18 protein-coding genes, 1 other RNA gene and 1 pseudogene are annotated in these 24,536 nt (G+C 64.7%); 11 read left to right on the top strand and 9 right to left on the bottom strand.

What is annotated here, in order from left to right; translation table 11 throughout:
• From Q0O05_RS05780 to trxA, 4 genes and pseudogenes are all read right to left on the bottom strand, one after another.
• Positions 1–1,085, bottom strand: a pseudogene (locus Q0O05_RS05780) (hypothetical protein); the annotation flags it as partial.
• A gap of 97 nt (positions 1,086–1,182) precedes the next feature.
• Positions 1,183–1,440 carry a type B 50S ribosomal protein L31 gene (locus Q0O05_RS05775; protein WP_293661126.1) on the bottom strand — a complete coding sequence of 86 codons (258 nt, stop codon included), beginning with the start codon at positions 1,438–1,440 and terminating at the stop codon, positions 1,183–1,185.
• Between the two features lie 107 nt (positions 1,441–1,547).
• Positions 1,548–2,813 (bottom strand): transcription termination factor Rho, encoded by a 1,266-nt coding sequence (gene rho, locus Q0O05_RS05770; protein ID WP_293661124.1) that lies wholly within the window; start codon positions 2,811–2,813, stop codon positions 1,548–1,550.
• A 222-nt stretch (positions 2,814–3,035) separates the two neighbouring features.
• A complete protein-coding gene (gene trxA / locus Q0O05_RS05765; RefSeq protein ID WP_293661122.1) occupies positions 3,036–3,368 on the bottom strand; it encodes a thioredoxin TrxA in 333 nt (110 codons plus the stop codon).
• Positions 3,369–3,414: 46 nt separating this feature from the next.
• On the opposite strand from trxA, the gene Q0O05_RS05760 reads away from it, so the two are divergent.
• Genes Q0O05_RS05760 through Q0O05_RS05750 form a run of 3 tightly spaced genes read left to right on the top strand, consistent with a single transcriptional unit; the run spans position 3,415 to position 10,924 of the window.
• Complete coding sequence (locus Q0O05_RS05760; protein ID WP_293661120.1) at positions 3,415–6,093, top strand: PD-(D/E)XK nuclease family protein; 2,679 nt, start codon at positions 3,415–3,417, stop codon at positions 6,091–6,093.
• The gene (locus Q0O05_RS05755) at positions 6,090–9,629 is read left to right on the top strand and encodes a UvrD-helicase domain-containing protein (protein ID WP_293661118.1); all 3,540 of its coding nucleotides are present in this window, start codon (positions 6,090–6,092) and stop codon (positions 9,627–9,629) included. The genes Q0O05_RS05760 and Q0O05_RS05755 overlap by 4 nt, the downstream gene beginning before the upstream one ends.
• Positions 9,626–10,924, top strand: coding sequence for a TIGR03862 family flavoprotein (locus Q0O05_RS05750; RefSeq protein ID WP_293661116.1), 1,299 nt, complete (start codon positions 9,626–9,628; stop codon positions 10,922–10,924). Before Q0O05_RS05755 ends, Q0O05_RS05750 begins: the two co-directional genes overlap by 4 nt.
• Here the strand turns inward: Q0O05_RS05750 and Q0O05_RS05745 are convergent.
• Positions 10,921–12,855, bottom strand: coding sequence for a diguanylate cyclase (locus Q0O05_RS05745; protein ID WP_293661132.1), 1,935 nt, complete (start codon positions 12,853–12,855; stop codon positions 10,921–10,923). The genes Q0O05_RS05750 and Q0O05_RS05745 overlap by 4 nt on opposite strands.
• Positions 12,856–12,888: 33 nt before the next feature.
• Positions 12,889–12,984: signal recognition particle sRNA small type (gene ffs / locus Q0O05_RS05740), an RNA gene on the bottom strand.
• 53 nt (positions 12,985–13,037) lie between these two features.
• On the opposite strand from ffs, the gene dnaX reads away from it, so the two are divergent.
• From dnaX to Q0O05_RS05720, 4 genes are read left to right on the top strand one after another with little or no spacing between them, the layout of a single operon-like run.
• Entirely contained in the window at positions 13,038–15,050 is a 2,013-nt protein-coding gene (gene dnaX, locus Q0O05_RS05735) for a DNA polymerase III subunit gamma/tau (protein ID WP_293661114.1), read from the top strand.
• Positions 15,051–15,110: 60 nt separating this feature from the next.
• A complete protein-coding gene (locus Q0O05_RS05730) occupies positions 15,111–15,443 on the top strand; it encodes a YbaB/EbfC family nucleoid-associated protein (RefSeq protein WP_293661112.1) in 333 nt (110 codons plus the stop codon).
• Positions 15,444–15,479: 36 nt separating this feature from the next.
• Positions 15,480–16,070: a recombination mediator RecR gene (gene recR, locus Q0O05_RS05725; protein ID WP_293661110.1), complete on the top strand. Its 591-nt coding sequence runs from the start codon at positions 15,480–15,482 to the stop codon at positions 16,068–16,070.
• Positions 16,071–16,120: 50 nt separating this feature from the next.
• Entirely contained in the window at positions 16,121–16,534 is a 414-nt protein-coding gene (locus tag Q0O05_RS05720) for an MAPEG family protein (RefSeq protein WP_293661108.1), read from the top strand.
• 43 nt (positions 16,535–16,577) lie between these two features.
• Here the strand turns inward: Q0O05_RS05720 and Q0O05_RS05715 are convergent, their stop codons facing one another.
• Together Q0O05_RS05715 and gloB are read right to left on the bottom strand one after the other, a co-directional pair.
• Positions 16,578–18,239 carry a transglycosylase SLT domain-containing protein gene (locus Q0O05_RS05715; RefSeq protein ID WP_293661106.1) on the bottom strand — a complete coding sequence of 554 codons (1,662 nt, stop codon included), beginning with the start codon at positions 18,237–18,239 and terminating at the stop codon, positions 16,578–16,580.
• Positions 18,239–19,009 carry a hydroxyacylglutathione hydrolase gene (gene gloB / locus Q0O05_RS05710; RefSeq protein ID WP_293661104.1) on the bottom strand — a complete coding sequence of 257 codons (771 nt, stop codon included), beginning with the start codon at positions 19,007–19,009 and terminating at the stop codon, positions 18,239–18,241. Before gloB ends, Q0O05_RS05715 begins: the two co-directional genes overlap by 1 nt.
• On the opposite strand from gloB, the gene Q0O05_RS05705 reads away from it, so the two are divergent.
• Both Q0O05_RS05705 and rnhA read left to right on the top strand, forming a co-directional pair.
• Positions 19,008–19,805 (top strand): class I SAM-dependent methyltransferase, encoded by a 798-nt coding sequence (locus Q0O05_RS05705; RefSeq protein ID WP_293661103.1) that lies wholly within the window; start codon positions 19,008–19,010, stop codon positions 19,803–19,805. The two genes, gloB and Q0O05_RS05705, sit on opposite strands and share 2 nt — an antisense overlap.
• Positions 19,806–19,860: 55 nt before the next feature.
• Entirely contained in the window at positions 19,861–20,310 is a 450-nt protein-coding gene (gene rnhA / locus Q0O05_RS05700; RefSeq protein ID WP_293661130.1) for a ribonuclease HI, read from the top strand.
• A 43-nt stretch (positions 20,311–20,353) separates the two neighbouring features.
• Here the strand turns inward: rnhA and moaA are convergent, their stop codons facing one another.
• On the bottom strand, positions 20,354–21,445 hold the full coding sequence (gene moaA, locus Q0O05_RS05695; RefSeq protein ID WP_293661128.1) for a GTP 3',8-cyclase MoaA: 1,092 nt from the start codon (positions 21,443–21,445) through the stop codon (positions 20,354–20,356).
• Between the two features lie 148 nt (positions 21,446–21,593).
• On the opposite strand from moaA, the gene Q0O05_RS05690 reads away from it, so the two are divergent.
• On the top strand, positions 21,594–23,552 hold the full coding sequence (locus Q0O05_RS05690; protein ID WP_293661101.1) for a TonB-dependent receptor: 1,959 nt from the start codon (positions 21,594–21,596) through the stop codon (positions 23,550–23,552).
• Positions 23,553–23,674: 122 nt separating this feature from the next.
• Positions 23,675–24,536, top strand: an 862-nt coding sequence (locus tag Q0O05_RS05685; RefSeq protein WP_293661099.1) for an ABC transporter substrate binding protein, incomplete at its 3' end; no start/stop codon positions are given.

Below are 24,536 nucleotides of genomic sequence, written 5' to 3'. Positions count from 1 at the left end.
TGCCGCCGCAAGGTTGGCAGGGCGAAAGCCGCCATGGATGCGAAGGCAGGCAATGCCACCAGAAGGGTGCGGTCCGGTGCGCCGGAGAGCAACATGGCAATAACGGTGACGGTAATGAACCATGCAGGCAAGGACAGATGGCGGCTGATGCGCAGGCTGAAAAGCTGCCGGCGCCAGCGCCACACGCTGTACAAGGCCAGCGGCCAGGCGGGCCATGTGAACCATAGCAAGAGCTGGATGTGACCATTCCAGTAATCCCAGCTTCTCACCGGCCACTCAATTTTCCACAGCCAAAGATCCAGGGCCTGTGTGGCTCCAGCCATCGCCAATGTGAGCAAACCCAGGGCTGCAGCCTCAATGAGAATATGCCGGCCCTCACTGCGCTGCTCTGCGGTTTGGTCCAGCGCATGGATGGCGGCTCCCCCCAGTCCGAACAAAAGAGCCAAGGTTGGTGCCCCACTTAAGAAAAGGCCTGCTAGGCCTATGGTGGCGCAAATGCCTGGCGCCAAGCGGTGATAGGGCAGAGCACTCAGCGCATAAAACAGTATGGCAGCAAACCCAAGTTGGGCTAGGGCGGGGGTGGTTTCGTGGCCCAACTGCGCCAAGCCCAAGCACGCCAGAAAAGCGAGTAGACCGCCATCGGCCATGGCGCGCGCATAGTCTTTTGGCTGTGCCTCGCCACCGAATGCAAAGGCAACAGGCTGAGCCGATGGTGTTCTAGCAAGGGAGTACGTGCCGTACCAGGTGCTCACCATGGTTAAAGCCAAGAGGAGGGCAAAAGGAAGCCGCACCCAAAGGTCTGCCGGCCACCCTTGCGGGGCGATGCTCAACATGCCGGCACCTAGCCAATACGGAAGCAGGGCGGGGAACTCCGGCTTGTTCCCTAGTACGGTGGGATTCAGCCAATCCGCTCCACCAGAATACAAGGCCGACATGAATCCCAACGCACTCAAATCGGCACTGCGCCACGCCTCCCTGCCGATAAAGCCTGCGCCGATGTACGCCAAGCACAGAAGCACCAGCGCCAGGCGGGGGAGGCGACGCACCGAGGACTGCGCCACGATGGCAGGGTTGGGGTGGTTCACTGAATTTGCTGAAGGGCTGGGGATGGCATCAAAAAAAAAGCAGCCCGGGAGTGCCGCGCTGCTTTTATAACCGGACGGGCCACGACCCGAGTGGTGATTACTTGGCCGCTGTCTTGCCGAAACGGTTGCGGAACTTTTCCACGCGACCGCCCATGTTGTCTACCGACTTTTGGGTACCGGTGTAGAAGGGGTGGGATTCGCTGGTGGTGTCCAGCTTGAAAAGTGGCAACTCGCGGCCATCTTCCATGGTGATTTTTTCCTTCGCGTTGGCGCAGGAACGGGTCACGAACTTGAATCCATTGGACATGTCCTGGAAGCAAACTTCGCGGTAATTGGGGTGAATGCCTTCTTTCATACTTTCTCCATCAGTTGCGATAGCCGCGCCGGCCCTTGCGCAAACCCTGCGCAATACAAAGACCTGGTGTACTTGTCGCGAAAACCCAAGATTATAGCCCAGCGACTCTAGCCGCCCCGACGCATCATGTCGAAGAACTCACTGTTGTTCTTGGTGGCGCGCATTTGCTTGAGTACCATCTCCATGGATTCAATCTCGTCCATGTTGTACAGAAACTGCCGGAGGATGCGGGTCTTTTGCAGGATTTCGGGCTGCAGCAGCAATTCTTCGCGGCGGGTACCGCTGCGGTTGAGCTGGATGGAGGGGAAGATGCGCTTCTCGTACAGGCGGCGGTCCAAGTGCACTTCGGAGTTGCCGGTTCCCTTGAATTCCTCAAAGATCACTTCGTCCATGCGGCTGCCCGTGTCGATCAACGCGGTGGCGATGATGGTCAGCGAGCCGCCTTCCTCTACATTGCGGGCCGCTCCCAGGAACCGCTTGGGGCGTTGCAGCGCGTTGGCGTCCACGCCGCCGGTTAAAACCTTGCCGGACGAGGGAACCACGTTGTTGTAGGCACGGGCCAAACGGGTAATCGAGTCCAGCAGAATCACCACGTCTTTCTTGAGCTCGACCAGCCGCTTTGCGCGCTCGATCACCATTTCGGCAACGTGCACATGCCGCGCGGCGGGCTCGTCGAAGGTGGAGGCAATGACCTCGCCCTTGACGGTGCGCTGCATCTCGGTCACTTCCTCGGGGCGCTCGTCCACCAGCAAGACCATCATGTGGCTCTCGGGATAGTTGGCGCTGATGGCATGCGCGATGTGCTGCATCATCACGGTCTTGCCGCTTTTTGGCGGCGCCACCAGCAGTGCGCGCTGGCCTTTGCCGATGGGGGCAATGATGTCAATGACGCGGCCGGTAATGTTCTCTTCGGTCTTGAGGCCGTCCTGTTCCAGGCGCATTTGCACCTTGGGGAAGAGCGGCGTCAGGTTTTCAAACATCACCTTGTGTTTATTGCCCTCGGGTGGCCCGCCGTTGACCTTGTCGAGCTTGTTGAGTGCAAAGTACCGCTCACCGTCTTTGGGAGTGCGCACTTCGCCTTCGATCATGTCGCCGGTGTGCAGATTGAAGCGGCGCACCTGGCTGGGGCTGATGTAGATGTCGTCGGTACTGGCGGTGTAGCTGGTGTCTGGGCTGCGCAGGAAGCCGAAGCCGTCAGGAAGAATTTCCAGCACGCCATCGGCAATGATTTGTTCGCCGGCGCGGGCGCGCTTTTTGATGATGGCGAACATCAGCTCCTGCTTGCGCATGCGGCCTGTGTTTTCAATCTCGAGTTCTTCGGCTTGCTTGAGCACTTCCGACACGTGAAGTGCTTTGAGTTCGTTTAAATGCATGGAGGGGGTCCCGTCAGGGCGTTAACCGTAATTCGGCAGAGAAACCAGGCTTGGTTCAAAAAATCTGGGGAGTGGGGAATGAGGCAAGACCGTTCGCTTGGGCCTCAGTGTTCAGCAGCCTGATCGGGCTGACCGCCTTCAATCCGGCGGGTGAACGTAATGATTATGACAGGAAATTGCGACCGTGCTGCAGCGTCACGGTCGCGGGTTAGGCAGTGAAAATCAGGCCAGCTGCTGGTCGATGAAGGCAGTGAGTTGCGCTTTGCTCAAAGCACCGACTTTGGTGGCTGCTAATTGCCCGTTTTTAAACAGCATCAGGGTTGGAATGCCGCGGATGCCGAACTTGGCGGGTATGTCGCGGTTTTCGTCCACATTCATCTTGGCAATTTGCAATTTGCCTTCGTAGGCGGAAGACACTTCGTCCAGAATGGGCGCAATCATCTTGCAGGGGCCGCACCACTCAGCCCAGTAGTCCACCAGGATGGGTTGCGCGGATTGCAACACATCGGCTTCGAAAGTGGCGTCGGTCACGTGCTTGATGAGTTCGCTGGCCATGGAGTTTCCTTTTGATGGGTGCTATTGCAGCTAAAGTGCCGGCATTGTGACAGAAACCAAGCCCGCCCACGACGCCAATCCGGCTGTCCAGTCTATAGCTAAAGTCGAAGCTGCACCTCGGCTGCGCGCCTTCTCTTACGGGCCGGAGCACCCTGCAATGGCCTTGTGGGCTGCTGAGGGGAGTGGTTTTGTGCATCGGCTGCTGTCGTGGCTGCAAAACCGGGGGGCGCATGCCGGTCGCACGCTGGTGCTGTTGCCCTATGCCCAGCTCTTGCCTCTGGCAAGCCGAGCTTGGGCGGCAGCGTTTCCTGACGCATTTGCTCCGCGATTTGAAACCACCGCGAATTGGCTTGCCTCCATGGCAGAGCCGGTGCTGCTAAGCACGGACATCAGCCACGATATGGCGCTTGATACCCTCACCGCGCAGCAGTTGCTTGCCAGCAGCGGTATGGGCGCGCAGTCTGCGTTGGCCGGCCTGCTGGCCGAAACGGCTCAGCAACTCGCCCCGTTAGCTGCAGCCGCCTGTCCGAGGGGGCGCGCTGAATGGGCGCAGCGGGCGCGAGAGGCGCTTGCCCTCGGCATGGAGAGCGAGGCCGTGGCGTGGGAAGCGCGCATTCTGCGCGTGGCCGTCGAGTGGGCGGCGGTCTCTGCCTATGCCTGCGACGCTCTGTTTGGCGATGACGTGCTTGCGCCTTGGGACGCGGTGGCACTGGTGCAAGGCATTTCGCAAGACCCCGTCGCAACTGCCCTGGCGGCCCACTGGGGCGAGCGGGCCCGTCTGTTTCAGCTGGATGAGACTGCTGGAGATGAGCTTGCATGGGGGCGTGCGGCAGCCGGTGCCCGATTCCACGCCTGCACCGATGCGGAAGACGAGGCACAGCGCGCCGCAGCCTGTGCCCTGGCCCACATCGCGGAAGACCGTTTTCCTGTGGCGCTGGTGTCGTCTGACAGGGCCTTGACGCGCCGCGTGCGTGCCATGCTGGAGGAGGCCGGCGTGGCCATGCGTGATGAGAACGGCTGGAAGCTTTCCACCAGCCGCGCGGGCGCGTCCATCATGGCGCTGCTGCGTGCATCGGCCTGGAACACCAGCACCGATGCGGTGCTGAATGCCCTCAAGACTGCGCCGGCTTTCGCCACAGAAATGCAGAGCCTGGAGAGGGCCTTGCGCCGATTGCAGGTGCGCGATTGGCGCCACGCTCAGGCTTCTAAGGCGGTGCAGGATGCGCCTGAGCTGCTTGCCCTGTGCGAACGGGTTGACACTGTGCGGCACAGGCTTAGTGGCAGCCATTCCTTGACAGCATGGCTGGCCCGGTTGCAGGCCGCCTTGCAGGACTGCGGACTCTGGGAGGCGCTGCACAACGATGCTGCCGGTGCCGATCTCTTGACCGCCTTGCGCCTGAAACCGTCAGATACCCAGGCATGGACGGAGTACGCCAGCACCGCCTTGTGGGCCGGCGCGCGCATGGACCTCAGCGCGTTTACCGCTTGGGTCAATCAGGCGCTGGAAGGGCACAGCTTCAAGCCGCCGCATCCGCCCCAGGAGCAGGTCGTCATCCTGCCGATGAGCCAGATGCTGGCGCGGCCCTTTGCGGCGGTTGTTCTTGCGGGGTGCGACGAGGTGCGGCTGAGCCCCTCGCCCGAGCCGGTTGGCTTGTGGACGCCGGCCCAGCGACAAGCCCTGGGCATGCCTTCTCGTGCCGACATCGAGGCCCGCCTGCGTGCTTCCTGGCGCCATGCGCTGCAGTCCCCTGTCTGTGATGTGTTGTGGCGCACCAGTGACGACACCGGCGAGAAGATTGCGGCCAGCGCGCTGGTGCAGTGGCTGCAAACTGTTGGGCCGCAGGCTGCGCACGATCATCCACCACAACAGGCCCCCGACCCGCGTTGCGAAAAGCTGGTGCCGTCTTGTCCGCTGCCGCCGCCCCTGCCGCGCGGCGACCGTTTGCCGGTGCGCCAGTTGTCGGCGAGCGCCTACGAAAGTTTGCGGGCATGCCCCTACCGCTTTTTTGCCCTGCGCCAGCTCGGCCTGAAGGCGCCCGAGGAGCTGGAGGCGGAGCTTGACAAGCGCGACTTCGGCCTCTGGCTACACGAGGTGCTGGAGAAATTTCATGTCTCGATGGGGGCGGACCCGGCGGCAGATCATGCCGCGCGCAGCGTGCGCCTGCAGGCCATTGCAGAGGAGGTAAGCGCCGCCAACGCGCTTCCCGACGGAGAGTTCCTGCCGTTTGCTGCGGCATGGCCTGCCGTGCGTGAGGGCTATCTGCGTTGGCTGGCGGAGCACGAGTCTCTCGGCTGGCGCTTTGCAAGCGGCGAGAGCGAGCACCTGCAGTCTCTGGGAAAAGTGCGACTCAAAGGCCGCGTTGACCGCATCGACACCGGGTCAGGCGGTGTGGCTATGGTGCTGGATTACAAGACCGAGCCCTTGACAAAAACCAAAGACCGGGTCAAGAACCCGCTCGAAGACACCCAGATTGCCTTCTATGCCGCGCTGCTGCCCCATGACACACTTCAGGCCGCCTACGTGAACGTTGGTGAGCGTGACGGAACGTTTACCGTAGAACAAAAAGAGGTCGTCTTTGCCCGGGACGCTTTGATTGAGGGCATACGCCAGGACATGGCGCATGTTGAGGCTGGCGCTGCCTTGCCGGCTTTGGGCAAGGGCGCTGCCTGCGATTATTGTGATGCGCGCGGCCTGTGCCGCAAAGATTTCTGGAGCGAGCCATGAGCGGCCAGCCCCCCAATGCCGCCTACGAAATCAACGGTCTGCATGCGGAGCGTGTCGACTTCTACGCCATCGCCTGCGACCCGCGGCGCAGCGTGGTGGTGGAGGCCTGCGCCGGTGCGGGCAAGACCTGGATGCTCGTCTCGCGGATGGTGCGGGCGCTGCTGGACGGCGCGGCCCCCCACGAGATTCTGGCCATCACCTTCACCAAGAAGGCCGCCGGCGAGATGCGCGAGCGCCTGCTGCTGTGGCTGAAGACCTACGCCGGCGCTGACGACGCCACCTTGCGCCGCGAGCTGATGATGCGCGGGTTGCAGTTTGAGCCCGACGCCGCACAGCTGGCCACCCTGCGGGGCCTGCATGCGGCCTTGCTGGTGGTCGGCCGGCCGGTGCAGGTGCGCACTTTTCACAGCTGGTTTGCCGCCCTGTTGCGCGGCGCGCCTTTGGCGGTGTTGCATAGCCTGGGTTTGCCCACGCGTTATGAGCTGCTGGAAAACGACGCAAAAGCCATCGCGCAGGTATGGCGCCGGTTTCAGAGTCGCGTGGCGCAAGACGCTTCGGCGCGGGCCGACTACCTGGATGCCGTGGCGGTTTACGGGCGTCACAACACCGAGGCTGCGCTGCAGTCCGCCATCAGCAAACGCACCGAGTTTGCGCTGGCCGACGCCCGGGGCCTGGTGGATAGCTCTGTGGCGCATTTCACCCGGCAGTTCCCGGCGCTAGCGGCGTGGGCGCAGCCGCAGGATCGACTCACGGGCGCGGCCGCGCAGAGCCTGCTGTGGGCCAGCGCCCGGGCCCTGGGCGGCAGCGCTTACAAGGTCTGTGCCGAGGCGGGGAGCGCGCTGGAAAAAGCGCTTACCGCCGGTGATGTTGCGGGGTTGATGCACGCACTGTTCACTGAGAAGGGCAAAGGCGCACCCCGCAAACTCAACGAAAAGGCTGTCGGCATTGAAACCGTGCGCGAGGCGCAGGCGCTGCTGGCCGAAACCCGCGACGCGATCCATCAGCACGAGGCCTGGCTGCACCAGCAGCGTATGGCCCGCTTGTGCCGCGGTTTGCTGCAGGACTATGCCGCCCTCAAGCGCGAACGGGGCTGGATTGACATGGCGGACCTGGAGCTCGCAGCCCAGCGGCTGCTCACCGATGAGAGCATCGCTGGCTGGTTGCAAGAGAGGCTTGATGCCCGCATCAAACACCTGCTGATTGACGAGTTCCAGGACACCAGCCCCTTGCAGTGGCAAGCGCTCAGCACCTGGCTGCAAGCCTACGGTGGCGCGGGCAGCAAGCCCAGCATTTTTATTGTGGGCGACCCCAAGCAAAGCATTTACCGCTTCCGCCGCGCTGAGCCGCAGGTCTTTCGCGCCGCCAAAGAGTTTGTGCGCTCCGCCCTGCAAGGCGATGTGCTGAGCTGCGACCACACCCACCGCAACGCGCAGGGTGTGGTGGCTGCGGTGAACGCTGCGCTCCTGCAAGCGCAGTCGGCGCAGGAGTTTGAGGGTTACCGCCCGCACACCACCGAGTCCGCAGAGATTGGCGCGGTCTGGCGGCTGCCGCCTGTTCCCCGCGCTGCCAAAGACAGAGTGGAACAGGACTGCGTGGAACAGGACGGCGAAGCCCGGTGGCGCGACACCCTGAAGGTCCCCCGGACCGAGCCCGAGGACACCCTGCGCACCCTCGAGTGCCGGCAGGCCGCGCGCTGGCTGGCCGGCCAGATCAGGGGCCACGGCAGCAGCTTGCAGCCTAAGGATGTGATGGTGCTGGCGCGCAGGCGCGAGCCCCTGGGCCTGATGCAGCAAGCGCTGGCCGAGCTGGGTATTGCCGCGCAGCAGCCCGAAAAAACCGAGCTCGGCGATATGCCCGAGGTGCAGGATCTCGTCGCCTTGCTCGATGTGCTGGTTTCTCCGGCGCACAACTTGTCGCTGGCGCGGGTGCTCAAGTCGCCGGTGTTCGGCGCGAGCGATGACGATCTGGTGGACCTCGCCTTGCGCTGCAGGTTTGTGCACCGGCGCGGCCGTTCGGATGATTCGCCCGAAGCCCTTGATAGCCCCGACACCCCCGATGGCCCCGGCGGTGGCTCTTCTGCTGCACCGGCCTGGTTTGATGTGCTTCTGGGTAGACAGGATGACCCTGCACCTGGTGCAACTGCCGCCTCCGCTCATGGCCTGTCGGAGTCGGGTCTGGAGTCGGGTCTGGAGCCAGGCCTGGAGCTCGGCTTGGAGTCGGGTCCGGTGCTGGGCCCGGTGTTGCAGCAAGCGGCCCGCACTTTGATGCGTTGGCAGGCTTGGGTGCAGCAGCTGCCGGTGCACGACGCCCTGAGCAAAATTTACGCTGAAGGCGACGTGCTTGCCCGCTTTGCTGCGGTCACTCCCCCCGTGCAGTGCCAGAGCGTGCTCGCCAATCTGCGGGCTTTGCTCCATGCGGCGCTGCAGGTCGATGGCGGGCGCTACAGCACCGCCTACACCTTGGTGCGGGCCCTGCGTGCGGGCGGCATCGCCGCGCCAGTGCAGGCGCAAGGCGAGGGCGTGAGCCTGCTGACCATCCACGGCGCCAAGGGGTTGGAGGCCTGCCTGGTGCTGCTGCTCGATACCGACGCCGAGCCGCCTCGCCCCGAATCCATGGGCGTGCTGGTGGACTGGCCCGGTGAGGCCGCCCACCCGGGCAGGCTGGTGTTTCTGGCCAGCGAGACGCGTCCGCCGGCCTGCGTGGTCGACACCCTGGCGCAGGACAGGGCCGCCCGCGCCCGCGAGGAACTCAATGCCCTCTACGTGGCGCTGACCCGCGCCCGCCAGACGCTGGTGATTTCCAGCATCGTGCTGCACCGCGATCAGCCTGGCAGCTGGTGGAAGCGGCTGCATGCGTTGGCGCTGGACGCGCCTGCGGCCGCAGACGTAGCCCCGCAGTCGGGTGCTTGTGCGCCCGACACGGCGGCGCCGGTGCGGCTGCTCATGCTGCCGCGCCTGGATTTGGATAAAAAACTGGCTCTAACCCAGGCGGGATATGCGCAGACAGCTCCTGATTTGATAGCAAATCAGGAGCCCGAGAGTCTGGATTCCCGCATCGGGCAGGCCATGCACCGGCTGCTGGAGTGGGCGCCGCTGCAGGACGGCGATTCCAAACCGGCGGCGGGATGCTGGACTGCGGCCCAAAGGGCGCTGGCCGGCCGCGCATTCGGTCTGGATTCCGATCAGGTGGGTCAGGCCGAGCGCATGGCTTTGGGCATTCTGGGCGGCGAAGGCGCCTGGGCCTGGCAGCGGGAGGCGCTGGTTTGGCAGGCCAACGAGGTGGCTCTCACCAGCGGCGGGCGCATGCTGCGTCTGGACCGTCTGGTGCAGCGGCAGGACACGCGGGCCTGGTGGGTGCTGGACTTCAAGTCTTCCGCCGCCCCGCAGGCGCAGCCGGCGCTGTGCGCGCAGCTCGCCGAATACCGCGCGGCAATGGTTCTCAGGGTGTCCGGCGAGCCGGTGCGTGCAGCTTTCCTGACGCCGCAAGGCCGCTTGATTGAGCTCCCCGGCAGCTGGCAGGAGGCCGGCCCTGCATGACGCAGCGCCTCGCTCCGCCTGAATCAACTCCCTGGCTGGTGGATGTGGCCATCGTGGGGGGCGGCCCCGCCGGATTGAGGGCGGCGCAGGTGCTGTGCGAGGCCGGGCTGGCCGTGCATGTGTTTGACGCCATGCCGTCGGTAGGCCGCAAGTTTTTACTGGCAGGGAAGGGCGGCCTGAACCTCACCCACTCCGAGGGAGCGGATGCCTTTGCAGGGCGCTACGGCGCGCGGCGACCGGCAGTCGAGCCGCTACTGGCCGCGTTCAGCCCGCAGACGCTGCGCGACTGGGCCCGCTCGCTGGGTGTGGACACCTTTGTGGGCAGTTCCGGCCGCGTTTTTCCGACCGACATGAAGGCCGCACCCCTGTTGCGGGCGTGGCTGCAGAGCCTGCGCCATCCTGCTGCGGGCGTGGGGGTGCAGTTCCATATGCGCCACCGCTGGACCGGATGGTCCGCGACGGCTTCGGCCCTGGCGGGGCGGCATGCGGTGGAATTTGACACGCCGGCAGGCGCCCGCACGGTGCATGCACGGGCCTTGGTTCTGGCGCTGGGCGGCGGCAGTTGGGCCCGGTTGGGCTCGGATGGTGCCTGGGTGCCGCTGCTGGCGGGCCAAGGTGTGGAGGTGGCGCCGCTGCAGCCGGCCAATTGCGGTTTTGACGTGCTGGGCGGCTGGACAGCCTTCTTTTGCGGCAAGTTCGCCGGCCAGCCTTTCAAGTCGGTGGCGCTGTCGTTTACCAATGCTCAGGGGGAAACCTTTGCCCGCAAGGGCGAGTTTGTGGCAACCGCCGGCGGCGTCGAGGGCAGCCTGATTTACGCTGCCTCGTCGCTGTTGCGTGAGGAAATTTCCCGCCGCGGCAGCGCCACCTTCTACCTCGATCTGCTGCCCGACCTGACTGCGGCAAAAGTATGGGCCGAGGTGAAGCATCCGCGCGGCAGCCGCAGCCTCTCCAGCCACCTTAAAAGCCGTCTCCAGCTCGAAGGCATCAAGGCAGCCATCCTCTACGAATGTCTGGGCAAAGACGCGATGAGCGAGCCCGATCGCCTGGCGGCCGGCATCAAGGCGCTGCCGGTCACGCTGCAGGCGCCGCGTCCGCTGGATGAGGCCATCAGCAGCGCGGGTGGTGTGCTCCTGGAGTCGCTCACACCGCAGCTTATGGTGAAGACGATTCCCGGCGTGTTTTGCGCGGGCGAAATGCTGGACTGGGAGGCCCCCACCGGCGGCTATTTGCTCCAGGCCTGCTTTGCTACCGGCCACGCAGCGGGGCAGGGCGTGGTGGCGTATTTAAAAGCTTAGCCCCGCGCGTGCGGGGGGCGGGGCGCTGCGGCCCGCACGCAATTGCGCCCGCCATGCTTGGCTTCGTAGAGCGCTTTGTCGGCGTCGCCCAGCAGTTGCGAAGGCGTAACGTGCATCGTGGGCACAGCGCTGGCCACGCCGATGCTGGCAGTAAACCGCAAAACGGCCGGCTTCAGCGGCCCCTCCGCCGGCCCCTCCAACGGCACTGCCAGCGCCGCAATGCCGGTACGTAATTCCTCGGCCAGCGCCATGGCATCTGCCAGCGGGGTGTTAATTAGCAGCACCACAAATTCCTCGCCGCCATAGCGGGCCAGCAGGTCGCCGGCGCGCTGCACCTTGCTTCGCATGAAACCGGCCAGCGCCCGCAGGCAGGCGTCGCCCGCAGGGTGGCCATGGGTGTCGTTGATGGACTTGAAGTGGTCCAGGTCCACCAGCAGCAGGGCCAGCGATTGCTGCAGGCGGGTGGCGCGTTTGTGCTCATTGAGCAGTGCCAGATCGAACGACGCGCGGTTTCCCAGCTGTGTGAGCCCGTCGGTTACCGACAGGCGTTGCAGCTCCTCATTGGCCATGCGCAGCTGCCCCATCGCGCTTTGCAGCTCGCCGGTGCGGGTCTGCACCCGCACCTCCAGCGCGCGGTTGGCCTCTTCGGTGGCTTGCAAGAGGGCGGCTTGCGAGCTGCGGGCTTTTTGGGACTGTTTCAGCGCAACCCGTTGTGCCTTGATGCGCAGCCCTCGCTCGGCGTTGATGCGGTCGGCCAAGGTGAAGGAGAGCAGCACCACCAGCAGCAATATGCCGAACTGCAAAGAATTTTCCACCCAGAACCCAGGTACTAACCAGCCGAACTTGCCGGCCGCCAGCACGCAGCCGCCCGCCAAAACGGCAGTCCACGAGAGGCAGAAAAAGCGGGCAAAGAGCGCCCCTTGCCACCAGCGCCAGTAGCCGATAGACAGCGTTGCCAAGGCCAGCGCCAGCGCCAGTGCGGCACCCGCGCGAATGGCCCAGGCGTAGGGCAGAAAAACCGTGGCGAGCGCCAAGACGGCGCCCATTGCCCCCATGCCCAGCAGCAGGTAGTGGGTGCGCATTGAGGTGCGGCGCAGCTTCAAAAAGCTGTCGGTAAACAGGCTGGCAAAGAAGCAGGCCGAGCCGATGGAGATGGGCACGGCCACGCTGTTCCATCGGATGGCGTCCGGCCATACATAGGCGAAGCCCAAGCCGCTGAGGGTGCCCCAGAAGGTGAGGTAGCTGGCCACAAAACAGATGTAGAAGAGGTAATTGCGGTCGAGCGTGGACAGATACACAAACAGGTTGTAGACCACCATCACCAGCAGCACGCCAAACACCGCACCGGCCAGCAGATGCTCGCGCGATGCAGCCTCAAAGAACGCGGTGGGCTTCCACAAGCGCAGCGGTGCCTCCACCGTGCCGCTGGACGCAACCCGCATCAGCAGCACATTGCGCCCGGGCTCCAGCGCCAGCGGCATCACAAAGTTCTGGTGCAGGATTTCGCGCTGCACAAAGGGCTGCTCGTCGCCCAGCAGATACGACTTGACCAGCCGGCCCTGAACAAAGTGGAAGAGGCGCACGTCGTCGAGGAAGGGCCGCGGCAGCTCCAGGTAGCGCTCCATGGTGGCGGGGGTGCCGTTATCCAGCTGGAGCCGGAACCAGTAGGCGCGGTCGGTGAATCCGAAGTTGGCGCTGCCGCCTTCGACCGGCTTCCAGGGCTGGCCAGGCGCTACGGCGTCTTCCAATAGCATGGGCGGACTGCTGTCGGGCAGGTAGGTCAGCTGCGCGCTGATGTCCAGGCGCTCCGCGCTGAATTCGATGAGGGGAACGGTGTCGGAGAAACCAGACGCGCCGGACGTCTGGGCCGCCAGAGGCCCTGCCAGCAAGATACTCAGGGCCAGGGCCCAACGCAGGAAACCCAAAACCATGAAATGCACGCGGGCTGAGGAAGGGAAGTGTTAGTTGACGAGCCTGACCCCGGCACTGGCTCCACAGTTAGGGCTGCTTGGTTCCCCACCTGACCCGGTTGGCCGCTTCACCATGCGGGAAGGCCCGTCGAGGGGTATTGTACGCCGCCGGTTCCCGGAGTTTCCGCCCGTAGAATCCGCCCATGTCCTACCTCGTGCTAGCCCGCAAGTACCGTCCTCGAAATTTCACAGAGATGGTGGGCCAGGACCATGTGGTGCAAGCCCTGACCAACGCGCTCACCTCCCGGCGGCTGCACCACGCCTACCTGTTCACCGGCACCCGCGGCGTGGGCAAGACCACGGTGTCGCGCATTCTGGCCAAGTCGCTCAACTGCCAGGGCGCCAACGGGCAGGGCGGCATCACCGCCACACCGTGCGGCGTTTGCCAGGCCTGCACCGACATCGACAGCGGCCGATTTGTGGACTACACCGAGCTCGACGCCGCATCCAACCGCGGGGTGGACGAAGTCCAGGCCCTGCTGGAGCAAGCGGTGTACAAGCCGGTGCAGGGGCGCTTCAAGGTCTTCATGATCGACGAAGTGCACATGCTCACCAACACCGCCTTCAACGCCATGCTGAAGACGCTGGAGGAACCGCCCGAATACCTCAAGTTTGTGTTGGCGACGACAGACCCGCAAAAAGTGCCGGTCACCGTGCTGTCCCGCTGTCTGCAGTTCAACCTGCGCCCCATGGCGCCCGAGACCATCCGCGAACATCTGGGCAAGGTGCTCGAAGTGGAGCAGGTTGGGGCCGATACGCAGGCCCTGCGGCTGCTCGCCCGCGCCGCGCGGGGCTCCATGCGCGATGCCTTGAGCCTTACCGATCAGGCGATTGCCTTTGGATCCGGCGCCCTGAGCGAGGCCACCGTACGCCAGATGCTGGGCAGTGTGGACCGCACTTACGTGTTCCGGCTGATTGAGGCGCTCGCTGCCGGCGATGGAAAAACCGTGGTGGAAACCGCCGAAGACTTGCGCATGAACGGCCTGAGCGCCGCCTCCACGCTCGAAGAAATGGCCACGGTGCTGCAGCGCATGGCGGTGATGCAGGCTGTGGCGCCGGCAGGGGGCGACGCGGCGCTGGACGAAGCCGACCCGGAAGCCGCCGACACCGCCCGCCTTGCCCACTGGATGCCCGCGGACGAAACCCAGTTGCTCTACAGCATCTGCCTGCATGGCCGCGCCGACCTGGGCCTGGCGCCCGACGAATACGCCGCTCTCACCATGGTGCTGCTGCGCTTACTGGCCTTTAAGCCACCGGCTGAAAAAAAAACTCTAGCGATTCCGGAGCGGGCCCCTCAAGCCGTTAAAGCCGCGAAAGCCGTTAAAGCAAACCCCGAACGTGGGGCCTCCCCTGCAACCGGCCTGGTCTCTCCCGTCGCGCAAGTGTCAGAGGTGCCCCAAGTGCCCCAGTTGCCGCCGGTGCCCCAAGTGCTGCCCTTGCCGCCAGGCCAGGTGCTGCCGGTACGGGACAGCCGGCCTGCCCACTCCGCCTCCCCGCACGGTGACCCGGACACTGTGCCTGACGAGCCGCCCGAGTTCGAGCTTTCCAGCAGTGACGCCCAAGATGCCTATAACGCCCCGTGGGTGGACGAGCCGGACCTGGTGGACGAAGACTATGCGCCAGTTCCCAAGCATGTGCCAAAAAATGTGCCAAAAAGGCCTCTAGAGCCCGTCCCTATTGCGCATACAGCTAGCAAAATCGTAGCAATTCCGGTTCAGGAGCTGCAAGAGAGTCCGCTGGATGAACCGGCAGCCCCCAGCCGCTTTGAGCCCACCGAGGAGGGCGACTTCTGGCACGCCACCGTCATGCAGTTGGTCGAGTCCGATGCCATCAGCGCCATGGTGCGGGTGTTGGCTTTGCAGTCCCAGCTGATTGCGCGCGACACCGACCAGTGGCTGCTGCGCATAGAGCGCGAATCGCTCAACCAGCCCAGCACCCGCGAACGCCTGACGCAGGCGCTACACGCAGCGGGGCATGCTGTGGCGCTGGCTATTGAGGTCGGCCGTGTGGTCGACAGCCCGGCGCGCCGCAACGCCGCCGCTTCGGCCGACAGGCAGGAAGCTGCCGAGCGGATAATTCTGCAAGCGCCCTTTGTGCAGGCCATGATGCGGGACTTCGGCGCGAAGATTGTTCCCGGCTCCATCAAGCCCGTGTGAGCGCCCGATCCAGTTTTTTGATTTTTTCTATTCATTTCATTCCCACATTTAAGGAAGACCATGTTCAACAAAGGACAACTCGCCGGCCTCATGAAGCAAGCGCAGGCCATGCAAGACAACATGAAAAAGGCCCAGGACGAGTTGGGCAATATCGAAGTCACCGGCGAATCCGGCTCCGGCCTGGTCAAGGTCACCATGACCTGCAAACACGCGGTCAAGCGAGTCACGATCGACCCCAGCCTGCTGGCTGACGACAAAGACATGCTCGAAGACCTGGTGGCTGCAGCCTTCAATGCCGCAGTGCGCAAGGCTGAGGAAACCTCGTCCGAAAAAATGGGCAAGATCACCGCCGGTATGCCCAGCCTGCCCGGCGGCATGAAGCTCCCCTTTTGACACGCGCTCCAGGCCTCCCGCTGAACGGCCGCTGCTATGGCTGACGCCAACGCCCTCGACACCCTGATCCAAGCCCTGCGCGGCCTGCCCGGGGTGGGTGTGAAATCGGCGCAGCGCATGGCCTTCCACCTGCTTCAGCACGACAGGCCGGCCGCCCAGTTCCTGTCGCGCGCGCTGCAACAGGCCGCCGACACAGTGCGCCACTGCGAGCGCTGCCACACCTTCACCCAGGACACGGTCTGCGCCACCTGCCTGGACGAGCGGCGCGACCGCAGCCAGCTGTGTGTGGTGGAGACGCCCGCAGACCAAAGCGCGATGGAGCGCACCGGCGCCTACAAGGGCCTGTACTTTGTGCTGATGGGCAAGCTCAGCCCGCTCGACGGAGTGGGCCCCAAAGACCTCGGGTTCAAGAAGCTTTTTGACCGCGCCTGCGACGGCGTGGTGCAAGAGGTGATTCTGGCCACCAACTTCACCGCTGAGGGCGAAGCCACCGCCCACGTCATTGCCGAAGGCCTCAAAACCCGCGGCATCCGTCCGACCCGGCTGGCGCGCGGCGTGCCGGTGGGCAGTGAGCTGGAATACGTCGACCTCGGCACCATCGCCCACGCTTTGGTTGACCGGCGTTAGGCGTCCCCTCAAAGCCGACATTCCCCCAATTCAACCGGAAGAACCACGCTATGCAAAACACTACCTTCACCCTGGCCTATTGGTGCGTCCTGGTCGCAGCGCTGCTGCCGATTGTGTGTGCGGGGGTGGCCAAGTCAGGCCGTTTCGGCGTGCCCCGCAAGGATGGCGGTTACGACAATGTCAACCCGCGGGAATGGCTGGCTCGGCAGACCGACTGGCGCGCCCGCGCCAACGCAGCGCAGGCTAACAGCTTCGAGGCCTTGCCGTTTTTCATCGGCGCGGTGGTGATTGCGCATCAACTGGGCGCGGCAGGTGGCTGGGTCGACGCATTGGCCGTGCTGTTTGTGCTGCTGCGCGTGTTGTATGTCGTGACCTACGTGTCAGGCAAGGCCGCCGTGCGCTCGGTACTCTGGATTGCGGCGCTGGCGGTCAACATCGGGATTTTGCTGGTCGGCTACCACTGAGCCGGGTGCCCCGGCGGCTGCCAACGCGCCGCCTGCAGGGCGCTTAATCGCGCTTCTTTTTGCTCGCGCCGGCGGCTTTGCCTGATTTGCTGGCTGTAGCGCTTTTGGGCCCCTTGGCCTTTTGCGCGACCTTGCCGGATTTTGCGGGTTTGGTGCTCTTCGGCCCCGCCGGCAGGTACAGCACGACAGATTGACCCGCCTTGAAGCTGGCCGAGGCAGCTACCTTGTTCCACTCCGCGACCTTGGCAGGGCTCTGTTTATAGCGCCGCGCGATGCTGGCGACCGTGTCGTCCCGGCCCGCCTTCACCGTGCTGCGCTTGAGCAGCACCTCGGGCGAGAGCGACAGCTGGCCGCTGTCCGCCACCCTGACCGACACATCGGGCGCCTGGCTGCCGCGCGGCACCAGCAGGGTGGAGCCCGCGCGCACCACCACGCGGGGCGGGATGCTGTTCATGCTGCGAAGCTCTGCCTCGCTCATGCCGACCTTTTTTGCGGCGTCTGCCGGGCGCATGGTGGTGGGCACAACCCAGGCCGTCCAGCTGGCCAGACGGCCGCTGTAGGCTTCGAGGTTGGACTGGAACACCTCTGCGTTATCCCAGGGAAGCAGGATTTGCGGTGTGCCCGCAGCCAGAATAACCGGCCGGCTGAGCGACGGGTTCAGGGCCTTGAAGTCGTCCAGCCGGATCTCCGCGAGCTTGGCCGCTAGCGCCACATCAATATCGCGACGGATGGTCACGCTTTGGAAGTAGGGGTGGTTTTCAATCAGCGGCAGCTTGGAGCCGAACTTCGCGGGGTCGGCGACGATGTTTTTCACCGCCTGCAGCTTGGGCACGTAAAAGCGGGTCTCCATGGGCATGTTCAGGTCGGTGTAGCCGGTGGGCAGGCCGGCGCGGGTGTTCTTGCCGATGGCGCGCGACACACTGCCCTCGCCCCAGTTATAGGCCGCCAATGCGAGGTGCCAGTCGCCGAACATTTTGTGGAGCTTCTGCAGGTAGTCCAGCGCGGCGCGGGTGGAGGCCAAGACATCGCGCCGGTCGTCGCGGAAGGTGTTCTGCTTGAGCTCAAAGTACTTGCCGGTGGCCGGCATGAACTGCCACATGCCCGCCGCCTTGGCGCTGGACACCGCCTGCGGGTTGAAAGCGCTCTCAATGAACGGCAGCAGCGCGAGTTCGGTGGGCATGTTGCGCACCTCGAGCTCTTCAACGATGTGGAAGAGGTACTTCTTGGACCGCTCGGTCATGCGGAAAATGTAATCCGGCCGCGAGGTGTACCACAGCTCGCGGTCGCGCACCAGGTCACTCTCGAGGTCGTTCATCGCGTAGCCCCGACGAATGCGCTCCCACAAATCGGCGGGTGGCTCAATGCCTGCCACGCTGCGGGAACTGGCCAGGGAGTCGATCGCAGTCAGCGGCACCGCGCCCGCGCGGCTGGAGTCGGACGGAGGTCTTGACGCAACAGCCGCCGGGGAGCTGTTGCCAGACTGGCCGGAGGCGTTCTCGGGCGGTCGCTGTAGTTCTGCGCTGGGGCGTAGCCGCAAGGCCGCAGGTCCGGGCGCCGAGTCAACTGCTACCGGCGCTGGCATAGGGTCATGGGCCGGCCCATGTGCAGGCTCGGCGGTCTGTGTCAGCGTGCCCAGTGTGGTGGCGCATCCGCCAAGCAGCAGGCACAGAGCTGCTGCCGCCGCCGCCAGGCGCGGAGCGTTCATCAAAACGTGTTCTTCCACTCGCGCAGCGCCGCAAACACACCGCGGTCCGCGGCGCCTTGCGGGTCGTGTGCGCGTACCCGGCTGCCGACCGACTCAAGGTGGCTGCGCAGGAAGGGGTTGATGTTCTGCTCCAGCGCCACGCTCGAGGGCAGGGTGGGCAGGCCACGGGCGCGCAAGTCCTGGCAGTGCGTGGCGTAGTCTTGCAAAGCCTGGTTATCGGGCTCAATCGCCAGGGCAAAGCGCAGGTTGCTCAGGGTGTATTCGTGGGTGCAGCACACCCGCGTGTTGCCCGGCAGCGCGGCGAGTTTGCCCAGCGAATCCAGCATCTGGGCGGGCGTGCCTTCAAACAAGCGGCCGCAGCCGGCGCTGAACAGGGTATCGCCGCAAAAAAGAATGGGGTGCTCGCCCGCAGGCGCTGCGTAGTACGCAATGTGTCCGGCGGTATGGCCCGGCACCTCGATGACCTGAAAACCCAGGCCGTCCGGGCCTCGCACCGTGTCGCCTTCGCCCACCCGGGTCAGGGGCTCGGGCATGGTCTCGTAGGCGGGGCCGTAGACTTTTGCGCCGGTGGCATTCCGCAGTTCGGCCACGCCGCCGGTGTGATCGCTGTGGTGGTGGGTGACTAGAATGGTGTGCAGCGCCAGGCCGATGCGGCCGAGGGCCTCCAGAACCGGCGCCGCATCCCCGGGATCAACCACCAGCGCCTCACGCCCGTTGTGCACTAACCAGATGTAGTTGTCAGTGAATGCGGGCAGCGGATGTAAAGTCATGAGCGAACAAATTATAGGTTTGCAGGATTGGTTTGATTCTCCGGCCGGAGCATACCTGCTCGCCTGGGAACAGGCGCAATTCGACGCCGCGGTGGCCGACCTTTTCGGCTACCACGCGCTGCAACTGGGTGTGCCCAGTCTGCAGGCCCTGCGGGCCAACCGCATGCCCCACCGCTGGCTGGCGCTGCAAGACGTGCCTGAGGCGGGTAGCCCTCAGCTTGCGGTGGCCGACTTCCTGACCGATTTCACCGCCTTGCCGTTTCCCGCCAACAGCATCGATTTGCTGGTGCTGCCCCACGCGCTGGAATTCAGCGCCGACCCGCACGCCGCGCTGCGCGAGGTGGAGCGGGTGCTGGTGCCCGAAGGCCGTGTCCTGATTTGCGGCCTGAACCCTGCCAGCCTGTGGGGTTGGCGGCAGCAGCGCAGCCGCTGGTGGCAGCGTTGGAGCGGCGTCGGCGCATTTTTGCCGGAGTGGGGCGGCCTGATTGGCTACTGGCGGCTGCGCGACTGGCTGCGATTGCTGAGTTTTGAGGTCGAGGTGGGGCGCTTTGGCTGCTACCGGCCAGCGCTCGATTCGCCCGACTGGCTGCGGCGCTGGGAGTGGATGGACCGTTTGGGCAGACGCTGGTGGCCGATTTTCGGGGCGGCGTATTTTCTGGTGGCCACCAAGCGGGTGCGCGGCATCCGGCTGATGGGCAGCGTGCGCAGGCCGGCGGCCAAGCGCAAGGTGGCGGCGGTGCCGGTGGCGCGGCAGGGCCGGGTAGGACTGGACGAGCTGCCGGCGAAAAATCCGTGAACCGTAACAACTACACACATCGAAATTTGATAAAGGGCAGGCAGTGACAGCATCGATGACACAGGTGGTGATTTACACCGATGGCGCCTGCAAGGGCAATCCGGGCCCGGGCGGCTGGGGCGTGCTCTTGCGCAGCCCCGATGGCGTTGAAAAAGAGCTCTGCGGCGGCGAGCGCGAAACCACCAACAACCGCATGGAAATGATGGCCGTGATTGAGGCCCTCGCCGTCCTGAAACGTCCCTGCGATGTCACCTTGTTCCTCGACAGCCAGTATGTGCTTAAAGGCATTACCGAGTGGCTGCCCGGCTGGAAGGCCAAGGGTTGGAAGACCGCTGCCAAGCAGCCGGTAAAAAACGTGGACCTGTGGCAGCGGCTGGATGCGCTGGTGGCCAGCTCCGGCCACGCGATCGACTGGCGCTGGGTCAAGGGCCACGCCGGCGACCCCGGCAACGAGCGGGCCGATGCGCTGGCCAACAAAGGCGTGGAGCAGGCCCTGCGCAGCTAGGCCGCCAAGGCCTGTGCGCCGCTACGCCGCTCGGGGCCCGGCCTCAGCCGCCGATGTAACTCATCTCCACCCGCCGCTGTGTGCTGCCCGCATCAGGCGGCTGCATGCCGCGGGTGGCGGAGTAGCGGTCGGTGCGGGCGCCCCACACGGTGGCAATCGCATCGCGCAACTGTTCTTCGCTGGCGCCGGAGCGCAGCAGCGAGCGCAAGTCGTGCCCCTGGCCCGCAAACAGGCACAGGTAGAGCTGGCCTTCGGTCGAGAGGCGCGCGCGGTTGCAGTCGCCGCAAAAAGCCTGCGTCACGCTGCTGATGAACCCCAGCTCGCCGGCGGACGGGTCGTGCTGCCCCTGAGAGTCGGCATGGCCATAGCGCTGCGCCGTGTCGCCGGGGTGGCCCTTGCGCAGAGCGACCAGCGGCATTTCTGCGCGCAACCGCTCCAGCACCTCGCCGGACGGCAGCACATCGTCCATGCGCCAGCCGTTGGTGGCGCCCACGTCCATGAATTCGATGTAGCGCAGGATCACGCCGCTGCCCTTGAAGTGCCGCGCCATGGGCACGATTTCCTGCTCGTTGGTGCCGCGTTTGACCACCATGTTTACCTTCACCGGCCCCAGGCCCACCGCCTGCGCCGCCTCGATGCCGTTCAGCACGTCGGCCACCGGGAAGTCCACGTCGTTCATCGCCTTGAACACGGCGTCGTCCAGCCCGTCCAGGCTCACCGTCAGGCGCTGCAGGCCGGCGTCTTTGAGCGAGCGGGCTTTTTTAGTCAGCAGGGAGCCGTTGGTGGTGAGCGTCAGGTCTAGCGCTTTGCCGTCGGGGGTGGTGAGGGCGGCCAGTTTTTCAATCAGCAATTCGATATTTTTGCGCAGCAGCGGCTCGCCGCCGGTAAGCCGTATTTTTTGCACACCCAGCGCCACAAACTGGCGGGTGAGCTGGATGATTTCTTCAAAGCTTAGGAGCGCGCTGTGCGGCAGGTAGGCGTAGTCCTTGTGAAACACCTCCTTGGGCATGCAGTAGCTGCAGCGGAAGTTGCACCGGTCGGTCACGCTGATACGCAGGTCGCGCAGCGGGCGCTGCAGCGTGTCGAGCATGCCGGCGGCCAGTGCGCCGGTGCCGGCGCCCGGGGTAAGGGCCATGGGCTGCCCGAGGGTTCTTTCGTCAATCAGCGGGAAAACGCGAGGTGTGGGGCTGGCCATGATTTTTAGAGGTTTTATACGTCCTAGCGCCCGTCGTCAGGGCGCCACCAGCTTCAATAATAATAGCAATCGTCCCTGCGAAAACCCCATGAAGCAATTCCCTTTTTCCCTGCTGCTCGTCGCGCTGGCTCCCTGGGCTGCTGCCCAGTCCGGCGCCGACGGGGGCAACGCCGCATCGCTTTCGGAGCGCGATTTTCTCGACGAGATGCCGGTGGTGCTGTCGGTGTCGCGGCTGGCGCAGCCGCTCGACGAGGCGCCCGGTGCGGTCACTGTGCTGGACCGCAATTTCATTCGCGCCTCCGGAGCGCGCGATGTGGCCGACCTCTTGCGCGTGGTGCCCGGCTTTCAGACCACCACCTCCTTTGAGACCGACGCGCCCATGGCCAGTTACCACGGACGCATTGACGACTGGTCCAACCGCATCCAGGTGCTGGTGGACGGCCGCTCGGTGTATTCAGGCAACCTGCAGGGCTCCACCGGCATCGGCCTGCAGGCGCTTGCGATGGACGATATCGAGCGCATCGAGGTCTTGCGCGGCTCCAACTCTGCGGCTTACGGGGCGCGTGCCTTTCTGGGTGTGATCAACATCGTCTCCCGGGATGTGCGGGAAACCTCCGGCGCGCGCGCCGCCTTGACCGGTGGCGACGGCGGCGTGGCAGACGCCTATGCCTCGGTGGGCTGGGGCCACACCGGCAACGCTTACCGGTTGAGCCTGGATTCGCGGGGGGACATGGGCTTGCGGGGCGCTTATGGTGTGAACCGGGTATCGCGCCTGAACTTCTCGGGCGCCATCAGCCTGCCGTCGGCCGCTTCGCTGGAGATTCGCGCCGGCAACGTGGACATTGACGCGGGCCGAGGCGCGCTGGGGCAGCCGGGGAACATCGCCAGAAGCCGGTACATGGGAACCGGATTTTTGCAGGCGGATGTGCATCTGCCTCTCGCTGCCGATCAGGACTTGCAGCTCAGCGTGTCCCAAACCCAGATAAGCGAAAAAGACAGTTTTCGCTTCTACGACAGCGCCTCCCCCCCAGCTTTTCAAGGTGTGCTGATTGACTTTTCGGCTTACGAGGTGAACCGGGCACTGTCCTTGCAGCACACCTCGCGCTGGAATCCGCAGTGGCGCACGGTGTGGGGCATGGAGCTCCGGCAGGAGCACATTGAATCGCCTACCGGATTTGATGGAAGAGGCTCGGTGACCAACAACTTCCAGCGACTGTTCGGCAATGCCGAGTGGCGCATACGGCCCGAATTGGTGCTGAACAGCGGGCTGATGCTGGAGCACAGCGACATCGGGGGCGGCACCGCGTCGCCCCGGGTGATGTTGAACTGGCACGCGCTGCCCGGCCAGACCCTGCGCGCCGGTGTGTCCACCGCGTTTCGCCCGCCCAGCGCCCATGAAAAATATGCAAATGTGCGTTACTACGACGCAAGCGGTAACCTGCTGCTCACTACCGTGCAAAGCAGTGGCAATGTAGGGCCCGAGAAAGTGGAAGCCCGCGAGCTGGGCTACAACCTGAGCCTGCCAAGGCAGGGCATATCGGGGGATGTGCGGGTGTTCAACGAGCGAATCAGCGACGCCATCGAGCGGCCTTCCAAGGCCGACTCCGACCCCTATGACTACCGCAACATCGAAAACTACCGCATCGTCGGCACCGAGCACCAGGTTCAGTGGAAGCCCAATGCCGCGTCCTCCGTCTTTCTGACTCAGACCTGGACAACGGTAGAAGAGGCTAACCGGGTGCGCCTGAAGTACAGCGCGGCGCGCTACGCCATGTCGATGGGCGGGCAGTACACCACCCGCAGCGGCTATGTGTGGTCTGTCTCGCACGCGCAGGCGGACGACATCGCGCTCATGTCCATGGCCAGTGAAAAACAACCCTACTCGCTGACCCGCACCGACGTTCGCATTGCTAAGCCCTTTCTGCTGGGCCGGAACAAGGCCGAACTGGCGCTTACCGTGCAAAACATCGACCAGCCCGGCCAGGACGGGGACTGGCAGTTCCGTTTCGACCGCAGGGCATTTGTCACTTTTAGGGTGGAGCAGTAGTTTTGTTGCTTCGCCGCTTGTTCCAGCGCATGGCCGCGAGCCTTGCGGCCTGCGTTTGTATGGCCGGGTATGGCGTTGCTCGGGTGTTAGGTTGCGGTCTGCGTCGGGGCTGTGGGCTGTGCATGGGGCTGCTCATGTGGTTGCTCGTGGGGCTGGTGTGGAGCCTGTCGGCGGGTGGCGCCCATGCAGCTGAGCTGGATGTCGTAAGCCCCGACAGGAGCGCCGGTTACACCGAGGCCGCGCAGGCCGTGGCCGCCGAATGGGCGCAGCTCTCGCAAGGCAAGGGAGATGCGCGGCTGGTGTACCTCAGTGATGGCGCCGGAACCGAGCCGCCCTCAGCGGGCGGACCCCGGGTCATCGTGACTTTGGGCCGCGAAGCGCTGGCCCGCGTGCTGGCGCAGGAGCCGCGGGTACCTGTCGTAGCGGCGCTGATTCCCAAAGCCGGCTTTGAGCGCGTGTTGAAAGATGCGCCCAAAAGGCCGGCGGCACCTGTGGTCGCCCTCTACCTTGAGCAGCCCATGGCCCGACAGGCGGAGCTGCTGCGCCTGGCCCTGCCCGATGCCAAGCGGGTGGGCGTGTTGTGGGGAGCCGAGTCGATGCCGCAGGCCGACGTTGTGCAGTCCAGCCTGCAGGCCCGCGGCTTTGCGCTTGCGGGCGCCTATGTGGGTGATGCGAGAGATCTTTTCAGTAGCTTGAAGACGGCGCTGGCCGACGCCGATGTGCTGCTGGCGGTGCCCGACCCGGGCGTTTTCAATGGTTCGAACATTGCCAACGTGCTGCTGGCGACCTACCGTGCGCGGGTGCCGGTGATGGCCTTTTCGCCGGCTTATGTGCGGGCGGGGGCCTTGTTGTCCTTGCACAGCAGCCCGATGCAAATCGGCCGGCAGGCAGCCGCTATGGCGCGGACACAGTGGTCGGGTGCGGCAGGTGGTGGCGCTGCGGGGGGCTCGCAGTTTCCGGCGGAATTTACCGTGACAGTCAATG

The organism is Rhodoferax sp. OV413 (assembly GCF_945881795.1).
Classification (GTDB): domain Bacteria; phylum Pseudomonadota; class Gammaproteobacteria; order Burkholderiales; family Burkholderiaceae_C; genus Allorhodoferax.
The sequence above is the reverse complement of the archived record's forward strand: the minus strand, read 5'-3'. Positions and strand labels throughout refer to the sequence as shown.

Coding starts and splice junctions, on each gene's coding strand:
- Q0O05_RS05775 (WP_293661126.1), bottom strand. CDS start 1,440: ATGAAAGAAGGCATTCACCCCAATTACCGCGAAGTTTGCTTCCAGGAC.
- rho (WP_293661124.1), bottom strand. CDS start 2,813: ATGCATTTAAACGAACTCAAAGCACTTCACGTGTCGGAAGTGCTCAAG.
- trxA (WP_293661122.1), bottom strand. CDS start 3,368: ATGGCCAGCGAACTCATCAAGCACGTGACCGACGCCACTTTCGAAGCC.
- Q0O05_RS05755 (WP_293661118.1), top strand. CDS start 6,090: ATGAGCGGCCAGCCCCCCAATGCCGCCTACGAAATCAACGGTCTGCAT.
- Q0O05_RS05750 (WP_293661116.1), top strand. CDS start 9,626: ATGACGCAGCGCCTCGCTCCGCCTGAATCAACTCCCTGGCTGGTGGAT.
- Q0O05_RS05745 (WP_293661132.1), bottom strand. CDS start 12,855: ATGGTTTTGGGTTTCCTGCGTTGGGCCCTGGCCCTGAGTATCTTGCTG.
- dnaX (WP_293661114.1), top strand. CDS start 13,038: ATGTCCTACCTCGTGCTAGCCCGCAAGTACCGTCCTCGAAATTTCACA.
- Q0O05_RS05730 (WP_293661112.1), top strand. CDS start 15,111: ATGTTCAACAAAGGACAACTCGCCGGCCTCATGAAGCAAGCGCAGGCC.
- recR (WP_293661110.1), top strand. CDS start 15,480: ATGGCTGACGCCAACGCCCTCGACACCCTGATCCAAGCCCTGCGCGGC.
- Q0O05_RS05720 (WP_293661108.1), top strand. CDS start 16,121: ATGCAAAACACTACCTTCACCCTGGCCTATTGGTGCGTCCTGGTCGCA.
- Q0O05_RS05715 (WP_293661106.1), bottom strand. CDS start 18,239: ATGAACGCTCCGCGCCTGGCGGCGGCGGCAGCAGCTCTGTGCCTGCTG.
- Q0O05_RS05705 (WP_293661103.1), top strand. CDS start 19,008: ATGAGCGAACAAATTATAGGTTTGCAGGATTGGTTTGATTCTCCGGCC.
- gloB (WP_293661104.1), bottom strand. CDS start 19,009: ATGACTTTACATCCGCTGCCCGCATTCACTGACAACTACATCTGGTTA.
- rnhA (WP_293661130.1), top strand. CDS start 19,861: ATGACACAGGTGGTGATTTACACCGATGGCGCCTGCAAGGGCAATCCG.
- moaA (WP_293661128.1), bottom strand. CDS start 21,445: ATGGCCCTTACCCCGGGCGCCGGCACCGGCGCACTGGCCGCCGGCATG.
- Q0O05_RS05690 (WP_293661101.1), top strand. CDS start 21,594: ATGAAGCAATTCCCTTTTTCCCTGCTGCTCGTCGCGCTGGCTCCCTGG.